This window comes from Parafannyhessea umbonata (assembly GCF_900105025.1).
GTDB classification, from domain to species: Bacteria; Actinomycetota; Coriobacteriia; order Coriobacteriales; family Atopobiaceae; genus Parafannyhessea; species Parafannyhessea umbonata.
Genome location: NZ_LT629759.1, coordinates 2,278,041 through 2,297,969 on the forward strand (window position 1 = coordinate 2,278,041; position 19,929 = coordinate 2,297,969).

At 65.9% G+C, this 19,929-nt stretch carries 16 protein-coding genes, 1 other RNA gene and 2 pseudogenes; all 19 read left to right on the forward strand.

The features are described from left to right. Positions 1 to 78: 78 nt before the first annotated feature. The 19 genes and pseudogenes from secA to BLT96_RS10950 all read left to right on the forward strand — a co-directional run bounded on the left by secA (position 79) and on the right by BLT96_RS10950 (position 19,923). Positions 79 to 2,826, forward strand: a complete 2,748-nt coding sequence (gene secA / locus BLT96_RS10180; protein WP_090863990.1) for a preprotein translocase subunit SecA — start codon at positions 79 to 81, stop codon at positions 2,824 to 2,826. A gap of 13 nt (positions 2,827 to 2,839) precedes the next feature. Further along, complete coding sequence (gene prfB, locus BLT96_RS10185; RefSeq protein WP_090846851.1) at positions 2,840 to 3,952, forward strand: peptide chain release factor 2; 1,113 nt, start codon at positions 2,840 to 2,842, stop codon at positions 3,950 to 3,952. Then, positions 3,949 to 4,827, forward strand: coding sequence for a YitT family protein (locus BLT96_RS10190; protein WP_090846849.1), 879 nt, complete (start codon positions 3,949 to 3,951; stop codon positions 4,825 to 4,827). Before prfB ends, BLT96_RS10190 begins: the two co-directional genes overlap by 4 nt. A gap of 128 nt (positions 4,828 to 4,955) precedes the next feature. Continuing rightward, positions 4,956 to 6,071, forward strand: coding sequence for a cell division ATP-binding protein FtsE (gene ftsE, locus BLT96_RS10195; protein ID WP_090863992.1), 1,116 nt, complete (start codon positions 4,956 to 4,958; stop codon positions 6,069 to 6,071). Then, complete coding sequence (gene ftsX, locus BLT96_RS10200; RefSeq protein ID WP_090846844.1) at positions 6,058 to 6,984, forward strand: permease-like cell division protein FtsX; 927 nt, start codon at positions 6,058 to 6,060, stop codon at positions 6,982 to 6,984. The genes ftsE and ftsX overlap by 14 nt, the downstream gene beginning before the upstream one ends. An 80-nt stretch (positions 6,985 to 7,064) precedes the next feature. Then, the gene (locus BLT96_RS10205; RefSeq protein ID WP_090863994.1) at positions 7,065 to 9,116 is read left to right on the forward strand and encodes a ribonuclease R family protein; all 2,052 of its coding nucleotides are present in this window, start codon (positions 7,065 to 7,067) and stop codon (positions 9,114 to 9,116) included. A gap of 78 nt (positions 9,117 to 9,194) precedes the next feature. Further along, the gene (locus BLT96_RS10210) at positions 9,195 to 10,130 is read left to right on the forward strand and encodes a hypothetical protein (RefSeq protein WP_197674350.1); all 936 of its coding nucleotides are present in this window, start codon (positions 9,195 to 9,197) and stop codon (positions 10,128 to 10,130) included. Next, entirely contained in the window at positions 10,120 to 10,611 is a 492-nt protein-coding gene (gene smpB, locus BLT96_RS10215) for an SsrA-binding protein SmpB (protein WP_090864354.1), read from the forward strand. Before BLT96_RS10210 ends, smpB begins: the two co-directional genes overlap by 11 nt. A 107-nt stretch (positions 10,612 to 10,718) precedes the next feature. Beyond that, positions 10,719 to 11,150 (forward strand): annotated as a pseudogene (locus BLT96_RS10220) (flavin reductase family protein); the annotation flags it as partial. A gap of 135 nt (positions 11,151 to 11,285) precedes the next feature. Then, positions 11,286 to 11,429: a rubredoxin-like domain-containing protein gene (locus BLT96_RS10750; protein ID WP_197674403.1), complete on the forward strand. Its 144-nt coding sequence runs from the start codon at positions 11,286 to 11,288 to the stop codon at positions 11,427 to 11,429. A gap of 208 nt (positions 11,430 to 11,637) precedes the next feature. Then, positions 11,638 to 12,001: a transfer-messenger RNA gene (gene ssrA / locus BLT96_RS10225) on the forward strand. A 103-nt stretch (positions 12,002 to 12,104) separates the two neighbouring features. Further along, positions 12,105 to 13,007, forward strand: a complete 903-nt coding sequence (locus tag BLT96_RS10230; RefSeq protein WP_090863998.1) for a patatin-like phospholipase family protein — start codon at positions 12,105 to 12,107, stop codon at positions 13,005 to 13,007. 127 nt (positions 13,008 to 13,134) lie between these two features. Then, the gene (hcp, locus tag BLT96_RS10235) at positions 13,135 to 14,775 is read left to right on the forward strand and encodes a hydroxylamine reductase (RefSeq protein ID WP_090864000.1); all 1,641 of its coding nucleotides are present in this window, start codon (positions 13,135 to 13,137) and stop codon (positions 14,773 to 14,775) included. Positions 14,776 to 14,978: 203 nt separating this feature from the next. Next, on the forward strand, positions 14,979 to 15,419 hold the full coding sequence (rplM, locus tag BLT96_RS10240; RefSeq protein WP_090846835.1) for a 50S ribosomal protein L13: 441 nt from the start codon (positions 14,979 to 14,981) through the stop codon (positions 15,417 to 15,419). A gap of 3 nt (positions 15,420 to 15,422) precedes the next feature. Next, a complete protein-coding gene (gene rpsI, locus BLT96_RS10245) occupies positions 15,423 to 15,818 on the forward strand; it encodes a 30S ribosomal protein S9 (RefSeq protein ID WP_090846833.1) in 396 nt (131 codons plus the stop codon). Positions 15,819 to 15,946: 128 nt separating this feature from the next. Continuing rightward, positions 15,947 to 17,284, forward strand: a complete 1,338-nt coding sequence (gene glmM / locus BLT96_RS10250; protein WP_090846831.1) for a phosphoglucosamine mutase — start codon at positions 15,947 to 15,949, stop codon at positions 17,282 to 17,284. 222 nt (positions 17,285 to 17,506) lie between these two features. Beyond that, positions 17,507 to 19,354, forward strand: a complete 1,848-nt coding sequence (gene glmS, locus BLT96_RS10255) for a glutamine--fructose-6-phosphate transaminase (isomerizing) (RefSeq protein WP_090864002.1) — start codon at positions 17,507 to 17,509, stop codon at positions 19,352 to 19,354. Positions 19,355 to 19,402: 48 nt separating this feature from the next. Then, positions 19,403 to 19,513 (forward strand): annotated as a pseudogene (locus tag BLT96_RS10945) (holo-ACP synthase); the annotation flags it as partial. A 74-nt stretch (positions 19,514 to 19,587) separates the two neighbouring features. Next, entirely contained in the window at positions 19,588 to 19,923 is a 336-nt protein-coding gene (locus tag BLT96_RS10950) for a holo-ACP synthase (RefSeq protein ID WP_336433201.1), read from the forward strand. Positions 19,924 to 19,929: the final 6 nt, after the last annotated feature.

Genomic DNA, 19,929 nt, shown 5'->3' on the forward strand with positions numbered 1-19,929 from the left:
CGGTTCCTATTGATAAAGTGGGAGCGTTGATTAACATGCCCGCGGTCGCCGCGCAGGCTGATGTCCAGAGGAAAGATTATGCCAAACTTTTTTTCTAAATTGCTTTCTCATGGCGCGGATAAGCAGCTTAAGGAGTTTGAAGCAATAGCCGAGAAGGTCAACGACTTCGAGCCGCAGATCAAGGCGTTGAGTGACGAGGAGCTTAGGGGCCAGACCGCGCTCTTCCGTGAGAGGTATGCCAACGGCGAGACGCTGGACGATCTTCTCCCTGAGGCATTTGCCACGGTGAGGGAGGCGTCGGTCAGGACGCTTGGCATGAGGCACTTTGACGTGCAGGTGATTGGCGGCATCGCGCTCCATCGGGGCATGATCGCGGAGATGAAGACCGGCGAGGGCAAGACGCTCGTGTCGACGCTTGCCGGCTACCTGAACGCGATTCCGGGCGAGGGCGTGCACATCGTTACCGTGAACGACTACCTCGCGAAGCGCGATAGCGAGTGGATGGGCCAGGTCTACAAGTTCCTGGGCATGAACGTCGGCATCCTGCAGAACGGCATGAGGCTGGACATGAAGAAGCCCGCGTACAACGCGGACGTGACGTATGGCACGAACTCGGAGTTTGGCTTCGACTACCTGCGTGACAACATGGTCGGCCGCGCGGACATGCGCGTGCAGCGCGGACACCACTTCGCGATCGTGGACGAGGTCGACTCCATCCTGATCGACGAGGCGAGGACGCCGCTCATCATCTCTGGTGCGGGAACGAAATCCGCGAGCACGTACAAGGACTTCGCGCGCGCCGTCAGGGGGCTGACGCCTGACGTCGACTTCGAGATGGACGAGGCGAAGCACACCATCGCGGCGACGGACCAGGGCCTGAGGAAGATCGAGCGGAGCCTGGGCATCGACAACATCTACTCGGACATGTCCGGTCAGCTCGTGAACCACCTGCAGCAGGCCCTGAAGGCGCAGTACATGTTCCACAGGGACCAGCAGTACGTCGTGGTGGACGGCGAGGTCAAGATCGTCGACGAGTTCACGGGCCGCATCATGGAGGGCAGGCGCTACTCTGAGGGCCTGCACCAGGCGATCGAGGCGAAGGAGGGCGTGTACATTCGCGAGGAGAACCAGACGCTCGCGACCATCACGCTGCAGAACTACTTCCGCCTCTACGACAAGCTCTCGGGCATGACGGGAACCGCCATGACGGAGGACGCGGAGTTCAGGGAGATCTACAACCTGCCGGTGCAGGTGATTCCGCCAAACAAGCCCGTGCAGCGCATCGACCACGACGACCTGGTGTACAGGACGGTCGAGGCGAAGTTCAACGCCGTGGCCGACGACGTGGCGAAGCGCCATGCGACCGGCCAGCCCGTTCTGGTGGGCACGGTGTCGATTGAGAGCTCCGAGCGTCTCTCGCGCATTCTGGACAAGCGCGGCATCAAGCACGCGGTGCTTAACGCGAAGTTCCACGAGCGCGAGGCGCAGATTGTGGCGCAGGCCGGCCGCGAGGGTGCCGTCACCATCGCCACGAACATGGCCGGCCGTGGTACGGACATCCTTTTGGGCGGCAACCCCGACGTGCTTGCGATCGACCTCATGCAGGACGACGGCATCGACGTGAGCGAGGGCGTGACCGCAGAGATGCGCGCGCCGTACCTGGAGAAGGCGAGGGAGATCTGCTCGCGCGAGAAGGAGCACGTGCTCGCGGCTGGCGGACTGTGCGTGATCGGCACCGAGCGCCACGAGAGCCGACGCATCGACAACCAGCTGCGCGGACGCGCCGGCCGCCAGGGCGACCCCGGCGAGACGCAGTTCTACCTCTCGCTCGAGGACGACCTGATGAGGCTGTTCGGCGGAGACCGCATGGACCGCATCTCCGCGATGATGACGAAGTACGACATGCCGGACGACATGCCCATCCAGGCGAAGATGGTCACGAAGGCCGTGGAGAGCGCCCAGCGCAAGGTGGAGGAGATCAACTTTGCCATGCGTAAGAACGTCCTCGACTACGACGACGTCATGAACAAGCAGCGCCAGGTGATCTACGAGGAGAGGAACAAGATCCTGGACGGCAAGGATCTCGTGGCCCACGTCGCGGAGGTGACCCGCGGGACCGTCAATCGCAGGGTGCGGGAGTTCTGCGGCGAGAACGTCGATCCGAGCGACTGGGACACCGAGGGCCTGCGCAAGTGGGTCGTGGAGCTCACCGGCAGGACGGACCTGCCGGAGTTCGAGGACGACGAGGACCGCGATGCCATTTCGGACGCCGTGTACGACTACGTGATCGAGTGCTACGACGCGAAGTCGAGGCTGCTGTCCGACGACATCATGCAGCAGCTCTCCGCCCAGGTGATGCTGCGCGTGATCGACACGAGGTGGATGGCGTACCTGCAGGAGATGGACTATCTGAAGACCGGCATCGGGCTTCGAGGCTTTGGCCAGCGCGATCCGCTCGTGGAGTACAAGACGGAGGCGTTCGCGGCGTTTACCGAGCTCGTGAACACGATGTACGAGGATTTCCTGCGAACGATCCTGCGCCTGGAACTTGCGGCGCCGCTGACGGAGGCCGATGAGTCCGACGATCTGAGGGGCGCGAAGTACTCCGGCCCCGCAGACGTGGACGGCGACCAGTCCTCCCACAGGGCGGAGATGAGCGAGCGTGCGGGCGCCCCTGGCGGCACGAGGCACATGGCCTCTCCGGAAAAGCCGGCGACGTATCGCAAGGCTGACGACCCCGACCCGTACGTGGGGGTCGGACGCAACGACCCTTGTCCCTGCGGAAGCGGCAAGAAGTTCAAGAACTGCCACGGCAGAAACCGATAGCAAAGCGTGGGAAATGACTGAGATCTCCAGAGAAGACATCGAGGGGCTATCCGAAAGGCTCGACAAGGTGGAGGCCTACCTCCATGTGGACGAGAAGCGCGGCAAGGTGGCCGAGCTCGAGAAGCTGAGCGCCGAGCCCGGGTTCTGGGAGGATGCCGAGGGCGCGAGCAGGACCATGGAGCAGCTGACGCGCGCCAAGGAGGACGTCGTGGCCATCGACTCCGCACGCTCGGAGCTCGAGGACGTGAAGGCCGCGCTTGAGTTGGGCGAGGAGACCGGAGACGAGGACCTTCTCGCCGAGGCGGGCTCGACGCTGGAGCGGCTGGTCTCGGACCTCGGGGAGCTGGAGCTCTCCACGTGGTTCACGGGGGAGTTCGATCACGGTGACGCCATTGTGACGGTGACGCCCGGGCAGGGCGGTCTCGAGGCGCAGGACTGGTGCGACATGCTGTTTCACATGTACCTGCGCTATTGCGAGCGGCGTGGCTGGAAGGTGGACGTGAACGACGCCCCCGTGGCGGACGTCATCGGCATCGACCGGGCGACGTTCACGGTATCCGGCCGGAACGCCTATGGCATGCTGCGTGCGGAGCAGGGCGTGCACCGGCTGGTGAGGATATCTCCCACCGACGACAAGAAACGCCGTCAGACCACGTTTGCGGGCGTGGAGGTTCTGCCAGTGCTGCCGGACGACGTGACCGTGGACATCGACCCCCAAGACCTGCGGATAGACGTCTACCACGCGACGGGCCACGGCGGACAGGGGGTCAACACCACCGACTCCGCGGTGAGAATAACGCACATACCCACCGGCACGGTCGTCACGTGCCAGAACGAGCGCAGCCAGATCCAGAACAAGGCCATCGCGATGGGCATCCTGCGCAGCCGCCTGTATGAGCGCGAGCTCGCGAAGCGCGAGGCCGAGATCGACGAGCTGCGCGGCCCGAAGCGCGACATAGGCTTTGGCAACCAGATCAGGAGCTACGTCCTGTATCCGTACAAGATGGTGAAGGACCTGCGGACGGGCATCGAGACGGGCAACGTGGACGCCGTGCTGAAGGACGGCGACCTCGACCCGTTTGTGATCGGCTATCACAGGTGGCGCGTTGGCGGGGGTGGCGAATGAGGCATGGGTTCGACTGGAGGCGCGCCGCGAAGGACGCGCTCCTGATAGTTGCGGGGTCGGTGCTGTTTGCCATCGGAATCGACTGCTTCGAGCTGCCAAACGGCATCGCGGCCGGCGGCCTCACGGGACTGGCGACCATCATCTACGCAGTGGGCAAGGCGGCGGGCGTTACGCTTCCCGTCGGTATGCAGACCATTGCGATGAACGTCCTGCTTTTGGTGTACGTGGTGCTGCGCACGCGCGACTGGTCCTATGTGACGCGCAGCATCGCCGGCATCTTGGTGTCCGGCTTCATGATCGATGCGCTTGCTCCCGTGCTTCCGGTGCCCACCCACGGCGAACTGCTGATTTCTGCCATCTGGGGCGGCGTGTTCGTAGGCGCGGGAGTTGGCGTCGTCTTTCTTTCTGGTGGCAACACCGGCGGCACGGACATCGTGGCGCAGCTCATCGCAAAGCGCATCGGCATGCCGCTGGGCACGCTGAGCATGCTTGTCGACGGCGTGATCGTCATCGCGTCCGTCCCGGTGTTCTCGCTTCGGAACGCCCTGTTCGCTGGAATCGCCATGTACTTGGGCGGGCGCGTGATCGACGCGGTCGTCGACGGCCCGCGCACCGCGCGCATGGCGTACATCATATCGGGCAAGCACGAGGAGATCGCAAACGCCATCATGTACGACCTCGGCCGTGGCTGCACAGAGCTCAAGGCGCGCGGCGTGTGGAGCGGAAACGACCGTCCCGTCCTCATGTGCGTGTGCGGCAGGACCGAGACCGCCCGCCTGAAGCAGATCGTGGGCGAGCTCGATCCCGACGCGATTGTGGTCGTCTCCGAGGTACACGAGGCCTTCGGCGAGGGTTTCACGCGCATAGGCTCGTAGGTGCCTTGGCCTTTTTGGAGCGCTCTGGTTAATCTGTGCTACGCCGGCGTTGCCATGCTCTGCACCTGCGTTTCTGGGTAAACTTAATCAGATTCTGTCAGTATCGCTTTGTAGAAAAAGGAGCTCTAGTGGCCAACCACTTTCGCAGCAGCGAGCGGCAGGGGGACGACAGGCTTGACTCCACGAGTCCGCAGGTCCCGCAGGCCGATGCGGTCCAGGGCGACGGGTCCATCGACCCGCAGTCCCATGTAGACGCCATCGCGCGGGAGGAGGCGGCAAACGTCCGCAGCACGGCGGCGCACGCGGCGCCGGTCGCGCAGGCGCCGGCAGACCCCACGCCCCAGGCGCCCGCGGGCGCCGAGCCCCTGCAGCCCGTCACCACGGTAACGGCGCACACCCCCGAGGACGCGCCGCAGGCGCCGCAGGGCGAGGGCCTCGTGGTGTCCCAGACCGCGGGCGACATCGAGTCGCAGCCAGAGACAAAAAGCGTCTTCGCACCCCTGCAGGATGACGGCAACCGCGTGGTACCCCACACGGGCAGGCCGACCATCTCGCTTCGAAACGCAACACTCATCTACCCGGCCCAGCCCAACAAGCCCGCGCTCGACGGCGTGAGCCTCGACATCTATCCCGGCGAGTTCGTGTTCGTCGTCGGCCACTCCGGCTCGGGCAAGTCGACCCTGCTCAAGCTCCTCACGCGCGAGCTGCGCGCCACGAGCGGCAAGGTCATCGTCGCGGGCCAGGACCTCACGAAGCTGCGTGACAGAAAGGTCCCGTACCTCCGCCGCCAGATCGGTACGGTCTACCAGGACTTCAAGCTCCTGCCGGACAAGACGGTGTATGAGAACGTCGCGTTCGCGCTCGAGTGCATCGGCAAGCCGCGTGCGGTCATCAAGGTCCAGGTGCCTGAGACGCTGCGTCTCGTCGGCCTCGCCGAGAAGATGGACAACTACCCTGACCAGCTCTCCGGCGGCGAGCAGCAGCGCGTTTCCGTCGCCCGCGCGATGGTCAACCGTCCGCCACTTCTGGTGTGCGACGAGCCGACGGGCAACCTCGACCCGGCCATCTCGCTCGGCATCATGAGGCTGCTCGACCGCATCAACCGTACGGGGACCACCGTCGTCATGGCGACCCATGACCGCGAGATGGTCGATTCCATGCGCAGGCGCGTGATCGCCCTCGAGGCCGGCCATGTGGTGCGCGATCAGGAGAAGGGAGGCTACGGCTTCTATGGTGCCATCTAACATTGGGTATTCGCTCCACGAGGCCTTCCGCCACTTCCGTCGCAACTGGTCCACGGTCCTTGGGGCAATCGTCACCATCTTCCTGTCGCTCTTCGTGATCGGCATGTTCGTGCTCGGCTCCGTACTCGTCGGCAACCTCGTCGGCAACGTAGAGGACCGCGTCACCATCCAGGCGTTCCTCTCGGACAACGCGGACAAGACGGCCGTCGAGGCGCTCCAGAAGAAGGTCGACGGCTGGAAGTACGTTGAGTCCGTCTCGTACAAGAGCAAGGAGGAGGCGCTCAAGCAGTACAAGGAGACGATGAGCAACCGCAATGCCGCGGACGCCGTCGCCGCCCTCGACGGCGAGAACCCCGTGCCCGCCTCGCTCGTCATCAAGCTGTCGGATCCGCAGGACGTGGAGAAGGTGGCAAACAAGCTCATCAAGGACGCGGACTTCGCGAAGGTCGCGGACAACGGCTCCAACCCCAGCGACTCCGTCCAGTACGGCCGCGAGACGGTGGAGCGCCTGTTCAGCGTCACGTACTACCTGCGCATCGGTGCGATCGTGCTTGTGGCGCTCCTCGCGTTCATCGCGTTCGTGTTCATCAACAACACCATCCGTCTCGCCATCTCGGCGCGTCGCCGCGAGATCGCTATCATGCGCCTGGTCGGTGCGTCTAATGGCTTCATCCGCGGGCCGTTCATGATGGAGGGCCTGCTCGAGGCGCTCTTCGGCTCGGTTCTGGCGGTCGTCGCGCTCAACGGCGGTCTCGCCGTCGTCATGCCCAGGCTCCAGAACAGCCTGAAGTTCCTCTCGTTCGACCTGCCGGCACACGTGCTGGCCGGCACGTACGCGGGGCTCATCGTAATCGGCATGCTCCTCGGCATGTTTGGCTCTATGATTGCCATGAGGCGCTACCTCAAGGTCTAGCCAAGCAACCGGCATCGTCCTTGTGAAAGGCGGCGCGGCCTGCGGGTCACGCCGCCTTTCCATACCAAAGGAGGTCTCGCATGGGACGCAAGCGCCCGCACAGGTCCAACCGTCGCCGTCCCGGACGGGAGGGCAAGCGCAAGGCGCACGTCCTTCTCACCGGTACGCTGCGCGTGATGAGGCCCGGCGTCGCGGAGGTGCAGACGCCGGAGGGGACGTTCTCCGTGGCGCGCGGAGGCATTCGCGAGGGCATGAGCGGCGACGAGGTGCAGGTTAGCCTCCAGGAAGCGCGCGGGCGAGAAAAACTTGCGCGCGTGCAGAACGTCGTCTCGCGCGCGACAACGACGTTTCTGGGCGTTTACAGGCACCTTGACCCGCTGGGGGTCGTTGTGCCGCTGGACGCCCGGATCAAGCGGGACTTCTTCGTGGTCCCGGAGGACCGAAGCGCCTCGCGCCTGGGCGTGGGGGAGGGCGACGTCGTGTCCGCCCGCATCACGGAGTACCCCGGCCGCCACAGCGCCGGCGTCGTCACCATAGACCGGCGCGTGGGCCCGTCGGCGGAGCTCGACCTCAACGTGGAGTCCGTCATCGCGTCGTACGACCTGCCGGGAGAGTTCCCCTCTGCGGCGCTCGCGCAGGCGGACGCCATCACCGTCGACGTCGCGGCAGCACTCGCCAGCGACCCGCTGCGCCGCGACATGCGCTCAAGCTGCGTCTTCACCATCGACCCCACGGACGCCCGCGACTTCGACGACGCCGTGGGCGCCCGGCGCACGGACGACGGCTTCGAGGTTGAGGTCCACATCGCGGACGTGACGCACTACGTGCCGTGGAACTCGCCCGTCGACAACGAGGCCAAGCGCCGTGGATGCTCCGTCTACCTGGTGGACCGTGTGCTGCCCATGCTGCCGGAGCGTCTGTGCAACGACGTGTGCTCGCTCAGGCCGGGCGAGGACCGGCTGTGCATGAGCGTCGTCATGCGTCTGGATCGCCGCGGCAACGTGACGGACGCGCAGGCGTTTCCCACGGCCATACGCTCGGTCGCGCGGCTGGACTACGACACGGTGGACGCGCTCCTGGATGGCCGCGTGGAGCCGGCGGGGCTGCCGTGTGCGCCGGACGTAGCGCCGCGGGTGTCGGAGGCCATCGCGGTGCTTGACCAGGTTGCGGCGCTGAGGGTCGCGCGTCGGGCCGAGCGTGGCGCCATTGACTTCGACACCCGCGAGGCGAAGGTCCGCCTGGACGAGAAGGGCGTGCCCGTGGGGGTGACGGTCCGTCGCAAGACGCGCGCGACGAGCCTGGTGGAGGAGGCCATGCTCATCGCGAACGAGAGCGTTGCGCGAATGCTGGCGGAGGCGGAGGCGCCGGCGGCGTACCGCGTGCACGAGCAGCCGTCGCCGGAGGAGCTTGCAGGGACCATACCGGTCCTTGCGGAGCTGGGGCTTGCAAAGGGCGAGCTCGCGGACCGCGTGGTCGCAGGCGATCCGTTTGCCATCCGGCAGGTGCTTGCGGCCGCGCGCGGCACCGCGGGCGAGGCGCTGGCGACGACGCTTCTTTTGCGCGCGCAAAAGCGGGCCGTCTACCTGCCGCATAACGAGGGGCACTACGCGCTGGGCGCGAAGGCGTACTGCCACTTCACGTCGCCCATCAGGCGCTACCCGGACGACGTCGTGCACCGCGCGCTCAGGGCGCAGCTCGAGGGGCGCGCGCAAAGCCGCGAGCAGCTGGACGTGGCGCGAAACCTGCCTCAGCTGTGCCGCACGTGCTCTGACCGCGAGCGCCTCGCGGATGGCGCGGCCCGCGACACGCAGAAGGTCAAGATGGCGGAGCTGTTTGCCAGCCACGTGGGTGAGTCCTTCTCGGGCGTCATCGTGGGCGTGGAGCGCTACGGGCTCTTCGTCGAGCTGGACGACACGTGCGCGGAGGGGCTGGTGCCCGTGGGCGCGCTTGGCGACGAGTGGTTTGCGTACGACGAGAAGCGCCTGTGCCTGACGGGCGAGTCGTCCGGACGCTCGTGGCGCTGCGGGCAGCGCGTGGCCGTGACCGTCACGGGAACGAACCCGGCGCGCGGGCTGATAGACTTCGCGCCGGCGCGGGGAACCTCGCTCGCGACGTCGCGTGCATCAAAGTGACCCGCAACGGGTAGCCTTAGACACATACGCAATCCCGCCGCGGGCGGGGCACGAGGGCGGCGCGGCCGCTGGAGGAACATGGACGAAAGTGGAATGACGGAGGGCCTGGCTCACGCGGAGGCCCTGATGATAGAGGGACAGAACGACGAGGCGCTCTCCGTGCTCTTGGGCATCGCGGAGGACGCGGAGGAGTACGTGGACCGCAACTGCCCCACGACGGACGAGGTGCAGTGGTTCAGCTTCCCCACGATCTTCGAGCGGCTGGCGTACCGCCGCGTGGAGAAGGACCCGCGCGAGCTGCGTGACGTGGGCGAGCCCATGGACCGGCTGTACGGCGACCTTGCGCTTGCGGCCGTGCACACCGGCGACTACGACATTGCGACGAACGCCCTGAAGCAGGCGGTGCGCTGGAACCCCATGGGGTGCGAGAACCGCCTGAACCTTGCGGACCTCTTCCGCATGAACGGCGACATAAACGAGTACCTTGCGCTCACGTACTCCGTGTTCGAGCGGGCGAGCGACGCGCGCCACCTCGCGCGGGCGTTCGCGAACTTCAGCGAGTACTTCCTGGTGCAGCAGAAGCCGCGCACGGCCGCGGCGGCGCTGCGCGCGGGGCGCCGCCTGGGCGTGAGGGAGCATGCGCTCGACCAGGCGCTTGACCAGGCGACCGGCACCACGCACGACCCGGACCTGGTGGGCGACGACGAGGCCCGCGATCTTCTCGCCCAGGAGGGCCTGCCGGACGGTGCCAACGCAGAGATCGCCATCTGCCTGCTGATGTGCGCCACGGACGCCGCGCAGGCCGGCCAGCAGGACGTTGCGACCAACCTTACGGTGCGCGCCCGCGACCTGGTGGGCGAGGACGCCTCCATGGCGCTGCTGAGGCTGATCCGCCAGAGCGACGCGGACCTTGCGGCGGACCGGGGTGCCACGCCGGGCCAAGGCGCGCCGGGCGAGAAGGACGCGCCGGATGGCGCCGACGGCACGGCCGGGGGTGACGCAGATGGCCGCTAGCAAGGCGAAGGGCGGACGCCCCGGCATCAAGGTCATATCGAAGAACCGTGCCGCGCGCCACAACTATGCGATCGACGAGACGTTCGAGGCGGGCATCGAGCTCACGGGCGCGGAGGTGAAGAGCCTGCGCGACCGCGCGGCGCAGCTGACGGACACGTTCGTGCTCATACGCGGTGGCGAGGTGTGGCTGAACGGCATGCACATCCACCCGTACGTGAACGGCGGCGTGTGGAACCCTGATCCGGACCGCCGGCGCAAGCTGCTGCTGCACCGCAGGCAGATAGATTACATGGAGCAGAAGCTCCGCACGAAGGGCGTTGCCATCGTGCCGCTTCAGATGTACTTCGACGAGCACAACCGCGTGAAGCTCACCATCGCGCTCGCCACGGGCAAGAAGCTGTACGACAAGCGCGCGGACATGGCGCGCCGCGATGCCGACCGCGAGATTCGCCGCGTGCTGAAGGAGCGCAGCCGCGCTTAGCGTGCGGGGGCCACGCTTGCTGCGCGGGGTCTTGCCGCGCCGGTGCGCGACCCTAGAATGTCTGTAAGCGCCCCGCGTGGGGCGAAGGAGTGCGTTTGGAGGAACAGATGGACACTACCGCGTTCGCGAAGTTTACGTCCGGGCTCTACGTCGTATCTGCGTCCGGAGCCGATGGCACCTCGGCGTGCCTCATCAACACCGGCTTGCAGCTCACGAGCACACCGCTGCAGATAGAGGTCGTCGTCAACAAGCAGAACCACACGCAGCAGGCGATCCTGGACGCCAGCCACTTCGCGCTCTGCCCGCTGGACGTGACGTGTGACATGGAGTACGTGGGCCGCTTTGGCTTCAAGTCCTCCGCGGACGTCGACAAGTTCGCGGGCATCGACTCCGCAGTGACGGCGCTCGGCGACCGCTACCCGCTGCCGCACGTGCTTGCCGTCGTTTCGTGCAAGGTCGTGGCGACGCTGGACGTGGGCACCCACATGGTGTTTGTGGGAGAAGTGCAGGACGCCAGGACCCTTGGCGATGCGGACCCGCTCACGTATGCTTACTACCACACGGTGCTGAAGGGAAAGACGCCGCCGAAGGCCTCCTCGTACGTTCCGAAGGAGGTCGCAAACACTGGGGACGGTTCCGCGAACGCGGACGACCAAATAGAGAGAGGAAACACCATGGCTGACGAGAAGAAGACCTACAAGTTCGTTTGCACGGTCTGCGGCTACGAGGTCGAGGTCGACACCCCCGAGCTGCCCGAGGACTACGTCTGCCCCGTCTGCGGCGTTGGCCCGGATCAGTTCGAGCTGGTGGAGGAGTAGCCTCCGCAGCGCTCTGGCGCACGCGCGCAAGGGCGGGGTCGCGCCGGTGCGTGGCCTCGCCCTTCTCGCCCAGGCGCCCGGGCAAGAGGGCGCCGCGAAAAGTCGTGGTGTCTGGCGCGCAAGAAGTTGGGTAGACTTAACATGCTCGGGCGTGGCCCGGACGGCACTTTGACAGACGCATGGTGGCATTCGGCCCCAAGCACCTCATGGGGGCGACTGGTTTCGACAGGGTAGTTCTGAGGTGGGCAGCAGGCCGTGGTCTCCTCGCCACGTAAAACAGGGGTACCGTCAAATTTAATTGACAACGATTCTTACCAGGGCTATGCCCTCGCTGCTTAATTATTAACTAGCAGCCGTCAATCCCGGGATCGCTCCCGTCCCCGGTGCGACGTCATTTAGGGAGATGCTCTCTGGGACGTAGTCGGTATGCCCAGGGAAAAGCAAGAACCGGCTGGGACGCCAAGCGCGGGTCGCCAAGTGCGCGGCGTCCAAGATCCAATTGGCGACTAAGCTTGTAGACACCTGCCAGGGAGCTGCTTTGGACCGGAGTTCGATTCTCCGCGCCTCCACCATGGACTTCGTCGGCGCCCGCCCCGCAAGGGGTGCGGCGCCGTTTTGCTACGCATGGCCGGCATGGCGCGGCGCGCCCCGGCCCCAACAGAGAGGGGGACGCCCATGGCGGCCCAAGACACGGCCCTCGTTCTGGAGGGCGGAGGATTTCGCTGCATGTTCACGGCGGGCGTGCTCGACGTCCTGATGGAGCACGGCCTGTACGACTTCGGCAGCGTGTGGGGCGTCTCGGCCGGCTCCATCAGCGCGTCGAGCTTCAAGAGCCGCCAGATCGGCCGCACGGCCCGCATCATGCTCGCGTTTAGGGACGACCGCAGGTTCATGTCGTTCTGGTCGCTTCTGACCACGGGCAACATCGCCGGCGGCGAGTTCATGTACGAGGAGGTCCAGAACGTGCTGGATCCCTGCGACGTGGAGACGTTCAACAGAAACCCGCTTCGCATGTTCAGCGTCGCGTCCAACGTGGTGTTCGGCACGGCGGACTACCTTGAGTGCAAGAGCTTCCCGGAGGACGTGGCCAAGGTGCAGGCGTCCGCCTCGATGCCGGGCGTGTCCCAGATGGTGGAGGTGGGTGGCCACCGCTACCTGGACGGCGGCACCACGGACTCCATCCCGTTCGAGGTGGCGCTCGGCGCAGACGGCACGCGCAAGGTCGAGGGCTACGACGGCGCGCAGAGGGCCGTCGTGGTGCTCACGCGCGACCGCGACTACGTAAAGAGCCTTGGCAACGAGGGCCTGGTGCTGCGCAGCCACCGCTACGACGCCTACCCGTACTTCACCCACGCTCTCGAGACGCGCTACCTGCGCTATAACGCCCAGCGCGACCTGCTTTTTGCCATGGAGAGGGAGCAGGACCCGCGCGTGCTGGTTATCGCGCCGGAAGACCCCGTCACCGTGGACGTCACCGGCGCGGACGGCGGCGCGCTGCTCTCGCTCTACGTGAAGGGGCGCCAGCAGGCAGAGGCCCGCCTGGAAGAGATCGCGGCGTTCATCGGTCACAACGCGTAGCGCGCGTGTGCGGCTTGTGGCCAACTCGGTAGCTGTTGCAAATGCAACTGATTACATCGCACATCTGGCATAGGCTCTTCATTGTCGAAAAACGCGGCGGGGGCCGCGCGTCAGAGAGAGGTGCTTGATGGACCCTAAGATGTTCTGCTACCAGTGTCAGGAGACCGCAGGCTGCAAGGGCTGCACGATTCGCGGCGTGTGCGGCAAGTCGCCGGAGGTCGCCGCCATGCAGGACCTCCTTGTCTACGTGACGAGGGGCCTGTCTGCCGTGACGAGCGCGCTGCGCGCGAAGGGCGAGTCCGTGTCGCGCGGCGTGAACAGCCTCGTCGCAACGAACATGTTCCACACCATCACGAACGCCAACTTCGACGAGGCCGCCATCCGCGAGCGCATCGCCAGGACGCTGAGCGTGAAGGCGTCGCTCCTCGCGCGCCTGGGCGACACGGACGGCCTGCCCGAGGCCGCGCTCTGGAGCGGCGAGGACGCGGACTTCGCGGCGAAGGCCGCCACGGTCGGCGTGCTTGCGTGCGCGGACGAGGACGTGCGCAGCCTGCGCGAGCTCATCACCTACGGCGTGAAGGGCCTCTCCGCGTACACGGCGCATGCGAACGCCCTGCTGAAGTACGACGAGTCCGTGGACGCGTTCATGCAGGAGGCCCTGGCGAAGACCCTCGATGACACGCTGGGCGTGGACGACCTCGTCGCGCTCACCCTCGAGCTCGGCAAGCACGGCGTGGACGGCATGGCGCTTCTGGACGCCGCGAACACCGGCGCGTACGGCAGCCCGGAGGTGACGGAGGTAAGCATCGAGCCGCGCTCGAACCCCGGCATCCTCGTTTCCGGCCACGACCTGCGCGACCTCGAGATGCTGCTCGAGCAGACCAAGGGCACCGGCATCGACGTGTACACCCACTCCGAGATGCTCCCCGCGAACTACTACCCCGCGCTGAAGAAGTACGACAACCTCGTCGGCAACTACGGCAACGCCTGGTGGAAACAGAACGAGGAGTTCGAGAGCTTCAACGGCCCGATCCTCATGACCACCAACTGCATCGTGCCCCCGCGCGACTCCTACAAGGGCCGCATGTTCACCACCGGCTCGGCGGGCTACCCCGGCTGCACCCACATCGAGGCTAACGAGCAGGGCGAGAAGGACTTCTCGGCGCTGATCGAGCTCGCCCGCACCTGCGAGCCGCCCACCAAGATCGAGGAGGGCTCCATCGTGGGCGGCTTTGCCCACGACCAGGTCTTCGCCCTTGCCGACCAGGTGGTCGACGCCGTGAAGACCGGCAAGATCACCAAGTTCGTCGTGATGGCCGGCTGCGACGGCCGCGCGAAGAGCCGCAGCTACTACACGGACTTCGCCCGTGCGCTGCCCGAGAGCGTCGTCATCCTCACGGCCGGCTGCGCCAAGTACAAGTACAACAAGCTCGGCCTGGGCAACGTCCCCGGCACCGGCATCCCGCGCGTGCTTGACGCCGGCCAGTGCAACGACTCCTACTCCCTTGCGCTCATCGCGTTGAAGCTGAAGGAGATCTTCGGCCTGGACGATGTGAACGACCTGCCCCTGGCCTTCAACATTGCGTGGTACGAGCAGAAGGCAGTCATCGTTCTTCTCGCCCTTCTTGCCCTTGGCGTCAAGAACATCCACCTTGGGCCGACGCTGCCCGCATTCCTCTCGCCGAACGTGACGAAGGTCCTCGTGGACAACTTCGGCATCGCCGGCATCACGAACGTGGACGACGACCTGAAGATCCTGGTGGGGTAGAGGCCTGCCAAGGCACGTACCGACCAAAGGCATGACGATCGGGCCCGGACGATGCGTCCGGGCCCGAACCGCGTCTTTTGTGTGGGAATGTCGTGTTTTGTGTCGAGCACGCCACGGTGTTGTATACTTCTAAAGCTTTTCCACTGAGCCCCGTAATCTCACAGGAAAACGCGTTCTGTTTAGTAAGCACATGGAGGAGTCAAGTGAACAAGTCGACTCATTACGCCAAGAAGGGTGAGGTCCAGCGCAACTGGGTGCTCATCGACGCCGACGGCGCCACCCTTGGCCGCCTCGCTACCAAGGCTGCCATGATCCTTCGTGGTAAGAACAAGCCCCAGTACACCCCCAACACCGACACGGGTGACTTCGTGGTGGTCATCAACGCCGACAAGGTCCAGCTTACCGGCGTCAAGGCCGACCACAAGGAGTACTGGCGCTACTCCGGATGGCTGGGTGGCCTGAAGAAGGAGTCCTTCAAGGAGGCCATGGAGAAGCACCCCGAGCGTGTCGTCGAGCACGCCATCAAGGGCATGCTTCCCCACACGTCCCTCGGCCGCCAGCAGGCGACGAAGCTCAAGGTCTATGCTGGCCCCGAGCACCCGCACGCCGCTCAGAACCCCGTCAAGATCGATCTGGAGGCTTAACCGATGGCTGACAACACCGCTGTTTACACCGGCACCGGCCGTCGCAAGGAGGCAACCGCCCGCGTTCGCCTCGTTCCCGGCACCGGCAAGGTTACCGTCAATGGCCGTGACGCCCTCAACTACTTTGGCCGTCAGCAGCTCGTTGACAACGCACTCGCTCCGTTCCGCGTGACGGACACCGTTAACCGCTTCGACGTCCTCGCCAACTGCGATGGCGGCGGCATCAACGGCCAGTCCGGCGCACTCCGCCTGGGCATCGCCCGCGCCCTCCTCGAGGCTGGCGAGTACCGCGCCGACCTCAAGAAGGCCGGCTTCCTCACCCGTGACTCTCGCGCCGTCGAGCGCAAGAAGTACGGCCTGAAGAAGGCCCGCAAGCGCCCGCAGTTCTCCAAGCGCTAAGGCCCACTGGCTTTCAATGCACGTACGGAGGGCCTGTCGACTCTGGTCGGCAGGCCCTTTTTCGTTACAGTGTTAACGTAGGCAACGGTGACCTCCGGGCGCCGCGTCTCACACGAGAGAGGTCTGCTATGAAGTACTTTGGTACGGACGGGTTCCGCGGCGTGGCCAACGAGGGGCTAGACGTCGAGCACGCGTACAAGATCGGCCGCTTCGTCGGCTGGCACTACGGCGCCCGCGTGGGCAAGAAGGCCCGCGTCATCCTGGGTAAGGACACGAGGCGCTCCAGCTACATGTTCGAGAGCGCTCTTGTCGCCGGGCTCGTCGCGTCCGGTGCGGACGCGTACATGCTCCACGTCATCCCGACGCCCGGCCTCGCGTACGAGACCGCGGATGGCGGCTTCGACTGCGGCATCATGATCACCGCGTCTCACAACCCCTACACGGACAACGGCATCAAGCTCGTGAACACCGAGGGCTACAAGATGGAGGAAGACGTCCTCGAGCAGATCGAGTCATACATCGACGGCGAGTTCGACGTCCCCCTGGCCACGGGTGACGCCATTGGCTGCACCGTGGACTACATGCAGGGGCGCAATCGCTACATAGCGCACCTCATTGCGTCGTGCGGCTTCAGCATGCAGGGCGTGAAGGTCGGCCTCGACTGCGCGAACGGCGCGGCGTCCTCCGTCGCGCGTCCGGTGTTCGATGCCATGGGTGCCGAGACCCACGTGATCAACAACGCCCCAAGCGGCTTCAACATCAACGTGGACTGCGGCAGCACCCACATCGAGAGGCTGCAGGACTTCGTGGTGAAGAACGGGCTCGACGTCGGCTTCGCCTACGACGGCGACGCGGACCGCTGCATCGCGGTGGACGAGCGCGGACACGTGGTGGACGGCGACCTCATCATGTACGTGTGCGGCGTCTACCTCGCGAAGCACGGCCGCCTCGCCAAGAACACCGTCGTCCCCACCGTCATGAGCAACTTCGGCTTCTTCAAGGCGCTTGACGCCGCGGGCATCGACCACGTCTCCACGGCGGTCGGCGACAAGAACGTCTGGGCGTGCATGATGGAGAACGGCTACACACTCGGCGGCGAGCAGTCCGGCCACATCATCTTCGGCGACCTTGAGAAGACCGGCGACGGCATCATGACGTCGCTGCGCGTGATGGAGGTCCTGCGCGCGGAGCGCGAGAAGCTCTCCGAGCTCACGCGTCCCGTCAAGCTGTACCCGCAGCTCCTCATCAACGTGCGCGTGCAGGACAAGGACGCCGTCATGGCCTCCGAGGACATCCAGGCCGCGGTCAGGCGCGCCGAGGAGTTCCTCGAGGGCAACGGCCGCGTGCTCGTGCGCGCGTCCGGCACCGAGCCCCTCATCCGCGTGCTTGCGGAGGCGCCCACTGACGAGCTCTGCCAGAAGGCGGATGCGATCGTCATTGACGCGCTCGAGCCGTACAAGGAGTAGCGACAGGAAAAATACCTGCGTGTTTACGCGGGCGAGAAGGGCAGGCGGCTCCGGTTGGGGCCGTCTGCCCTTTTCGTGCGCGCGTTTCCAACTCATGGCCTGCGGGTTTGGCCGCCGTGTCTTTTGTGGGCGCCGCCCGGCGCCGGCTTCAAGTGCTGGTACCATGGACTCCTAACTATGGACGTATGCTGCGCCTCGGGCGCATACACAGGAGGTAACCAAATGTGTGGTGTCGTAGGATACACCGGTAAGGGCGAGGCAATCGACTTCCTCCTCTATGGGCTGCAGACCCTGGAGTATCGCGGGTACGACTCCGCGGGTGTCGCCGTGCTCTCGCCGGACGACAACCTCCACCTCGTGAAGGTGGCCGGGCGCGTCGCCGCCCTGAAGGAGCGCTGCGACGCGGCGAACCTCGTCGGCACCACGGGCATCGGCCACACGCGCTGGGCTACGCACGGCGCCCCGACCGACCGCAACGCGCACCCGCACACGAGCTGCGACGGCCGCATCGCCGTCGTCCACAACGGCATCATCGAGAACTACGAGACGCTGAGGCGCCAGCTCATGGCGGAGGGTCACAGCTTCAAGAGCGACACGGACACCGAGGTCGTGGCGCACCTGATCGAGGACGCATGGCGCGGACCCGCGAGGGGCGACCTCGCCTCGGCCGTTCGCTATGCCTGCGACAGGCTCGAGGGCTCCTGGGCGCTCGGCGTCGTCTGCGCGGACTGCCCGGGCGAGGTCGTGGTGACGAGAAAGGCGTCACCCCTCGTCGTGGCGTCCACCAAGGACGGCGCCTATGCCGCGTCGGACGTCATGCCGCTCGCGAAGGCGACGTCGCACTGCCTGCAGCTCGACGACTACGACATCGCCACCCTGCACGAGGACGGCACCATCGACATCGTCGACCGCGAGGGCAACGCGGTCGAGCACCCAAAGCCGCTCGACATCGACTGGGATGCCTCCGCGGCGACGCTCGGCGGCTACTCCGACTTCATGGCGAAGGAGATCGCGGAGCAGCCGGCCGCCATCTCGCGCCTGCTGAAGGATCGCCTGGGAAAGCACGGCGTCGAGCTGGACGAGCTCTCCATGAGCAACGACGACCTCGCGGCGATCGACCGCGTGTACATGGTCGCTTGCGGCACGTCGTACCACGTGAGTCTCATCGCCCGCGAGCTTGTGCAGGACTGGGCGAAGATCCCCGTGTTCTGCGAGTACGCATCCGAGCTTAACTACAAGGAACCGCTCGTCACCGACCACACGCTCTGCGTCATCATCACCCAGTCTGGCGAGACGGCGGACACGCTGACCGCCGCCAGGAGGATGAAGGCTCTCGGCTGCAAGGTCTTTGCCATCACGAACGTGCTCGGCTCCTCCGCTGCGCGCGAGTCCGACGGCACGATGTACATCCAGGCCGGTCCCGAGGTCTGCGTTGCCTCCACGAAGGCGTACACCGCGCAGATGGTGGCGTCCGCCCTTCTCGCCCTGCGCCTTGCCCTTGCGAACGGGAGCATGGACGAGGACGAGGTGCGCGGCCACTTCGCGAGCTTGGAGCAGGTGCCCGGCCTCATGGAGGAGGTCATCAGCCGCAGGTGGCAGGACAAGCAGGCCGCGCGCGTGTTCCGCAACGCGAAGTCCGCGCTGTTCCTGGGCCGCGGCGTGAACTCGACCACCGCGTACGAGGGCGCGCTGAAGCTGAAGGAGATCAGCTACCTGCACGCGGAGGCCTATCCCGCCGGCGAGATGAAGCACGGCCCCATCGCGCTCCTGGAGCCGGGATTTCCCGTGGTTGCCATCGTGCCGGCAGACCACGTGCACGACAAGACGGTCAGCAACATCGAGGAGTCCATTGCGCGCGGCGCCACCGTCGTGGCCGTCGCGACGGACGGGGACGAGCGCGTGGCGAAGCTGTGCGAGAACGTGCTGTGGATTCCGCCGTGTCCCGAGGAGTGGATCGTGCCGCTCGTGGCCGTCGTGCACCTGCAGCTGCTGGCCCGCTACGTGGCGCGCGCACGCGGCTGCGATGTGGACAAGCCGCGAAACCTTGCGAAGTCCGTCACCGTGGAGTAGGCCGTGGCGCGCGTTGGCATAGGCGTGGACATGCTCGAGATCGCAAGGATGGAGCGCGCCCTGAAGAGGCACCCCAGCTTTGCGGCGCGGGTGTTCACGGACGACGAGCGCGCGTACTGCGACTCGACGGCGCGCCCCGCCGAGCACTACGCCGCGCGCTTTGCCGCGCGCGAGGCCGTGGTGAAGGCGCTGGGCACGGGCTTCTCGGGGGTATCGGCATGCGGGATGTCTCGGTGGGACGAGACGTGCGCGGCAGGCCGGTCGCCATCCTCTCGGGACGCGCGGCCGAGGCGGCCCACGAGCGTGGCATTGACGAGGTGGTGCTGTCGCTCTCGCGCACGCACGACGTTGCGGTGGCGAATGCCGTCGCCATGACGGACGACGTCCGTCCGCATGCGGACGAGGGCCCGGACCCGAAGAAGGAGTTCCAGGCCTCGTTCAGGGAGGCAAAGTCGATAATCGACGAGCTCGAGCGGCTCCAGGACGGCATAATGGATACGCTTGGAGACGATGGTCCCGCGGAGCCCCGGGAAGACGAGCTTCCGCTCGAGGGCTCGATGGGAGAGTGAGGCGCA

Excerpts from the sequence above, each read along its gene's own strand:
- glmM (WP_090846831.1), top strand. The coding sequence starts at position 15,947 with ATGAAGTACTTTGGTACGGACGGGTTCCGCGGCGTGGCCAACGAGGGG.
- BLT96_RS10210 (WP_197674350.1), top strand. The coding sequence starts at position 9,195 with ATGGACGAAAGTGGAATGACGGAGGGCCTGGCTCACGCGGAGGCCCTG.
- smpB (WP_090864354.1), top strand. The coding sequence starts at position 10,120 with ATGGCCGCTAGCAAGGCGAAGGGCGGACGCCCCGGCATCAAGGTCATA.
- secA (WP_090863990.1), top strand. The coding sequence starts at position 79 with ATGCCAAACTTTTTTTCTAAATTGCTTTCTCATGGCGCGGATAAGCAG.
- ftsX (WP_090846844.1), top strand. The coding sequence starts at position 6,058 with ATGGTGCCATCTAACATTGGGTATTCGCTCCACGAGGCCTTCCGCCAC.
- rpsI (WP_090846833.1), top strand. The coding sequence starts at position 15,423 with ATGGCTGACAACACCGCTGTTTACACCGGCACCGGCCGTCGCAAGGAG.
- glmS (WP_090864002.1), top strand. The coding sequence starts at position 17,507 with ATGTGTGGTGTCGTAGGATACACCGGTAAGGGCGAGGCAATCGACTTC.
- BLT96_RS10750 (WP_197674403.1), top strand. The coding sequence starts at position 11,286 with ATGGCTGACGAGAAGAAGACCTACAAGTTCGTTTGCACGGTCTGCGGC.
- prfB (WP_090846851.1), top strand. The coding sequence starts at position 2,840 with ATGACTGAGATCTCCAGAGAAGACATCGAGGGGCTATCCGAAAGGCTC.
- BLT96_RS10190 (WP_090846849.1), top strand. The coding sequence starts at position 3,949 with ATGAGGCATGGGTTCGACTGGAGGCGCGCCGCGAAGGACGCGCTCCTG.
- BLT96_RS10230 (WP_090863998.1), top strand. The coding sequence starts at position 12,105 with ATGGCGGCCCAAGACACGGCCCTCGTTCTGGAGGGCGGAGGATTTCGC.
- hcp (WP_090864000.1), top strand. The coding sequence starts at position 13,135 with ATGGACCCTAAGATGTTCTGCTACCAGTGTCAGGAGACCGCAGGCTGC.
- BLT96_RS10205 (WP_090863994.1), top strand. The coding sequence starts at position 7,065 with ATGGGACGCAAGCGCCCGCACAGGTCCAACCGTCGCCGTCCCGGACGG.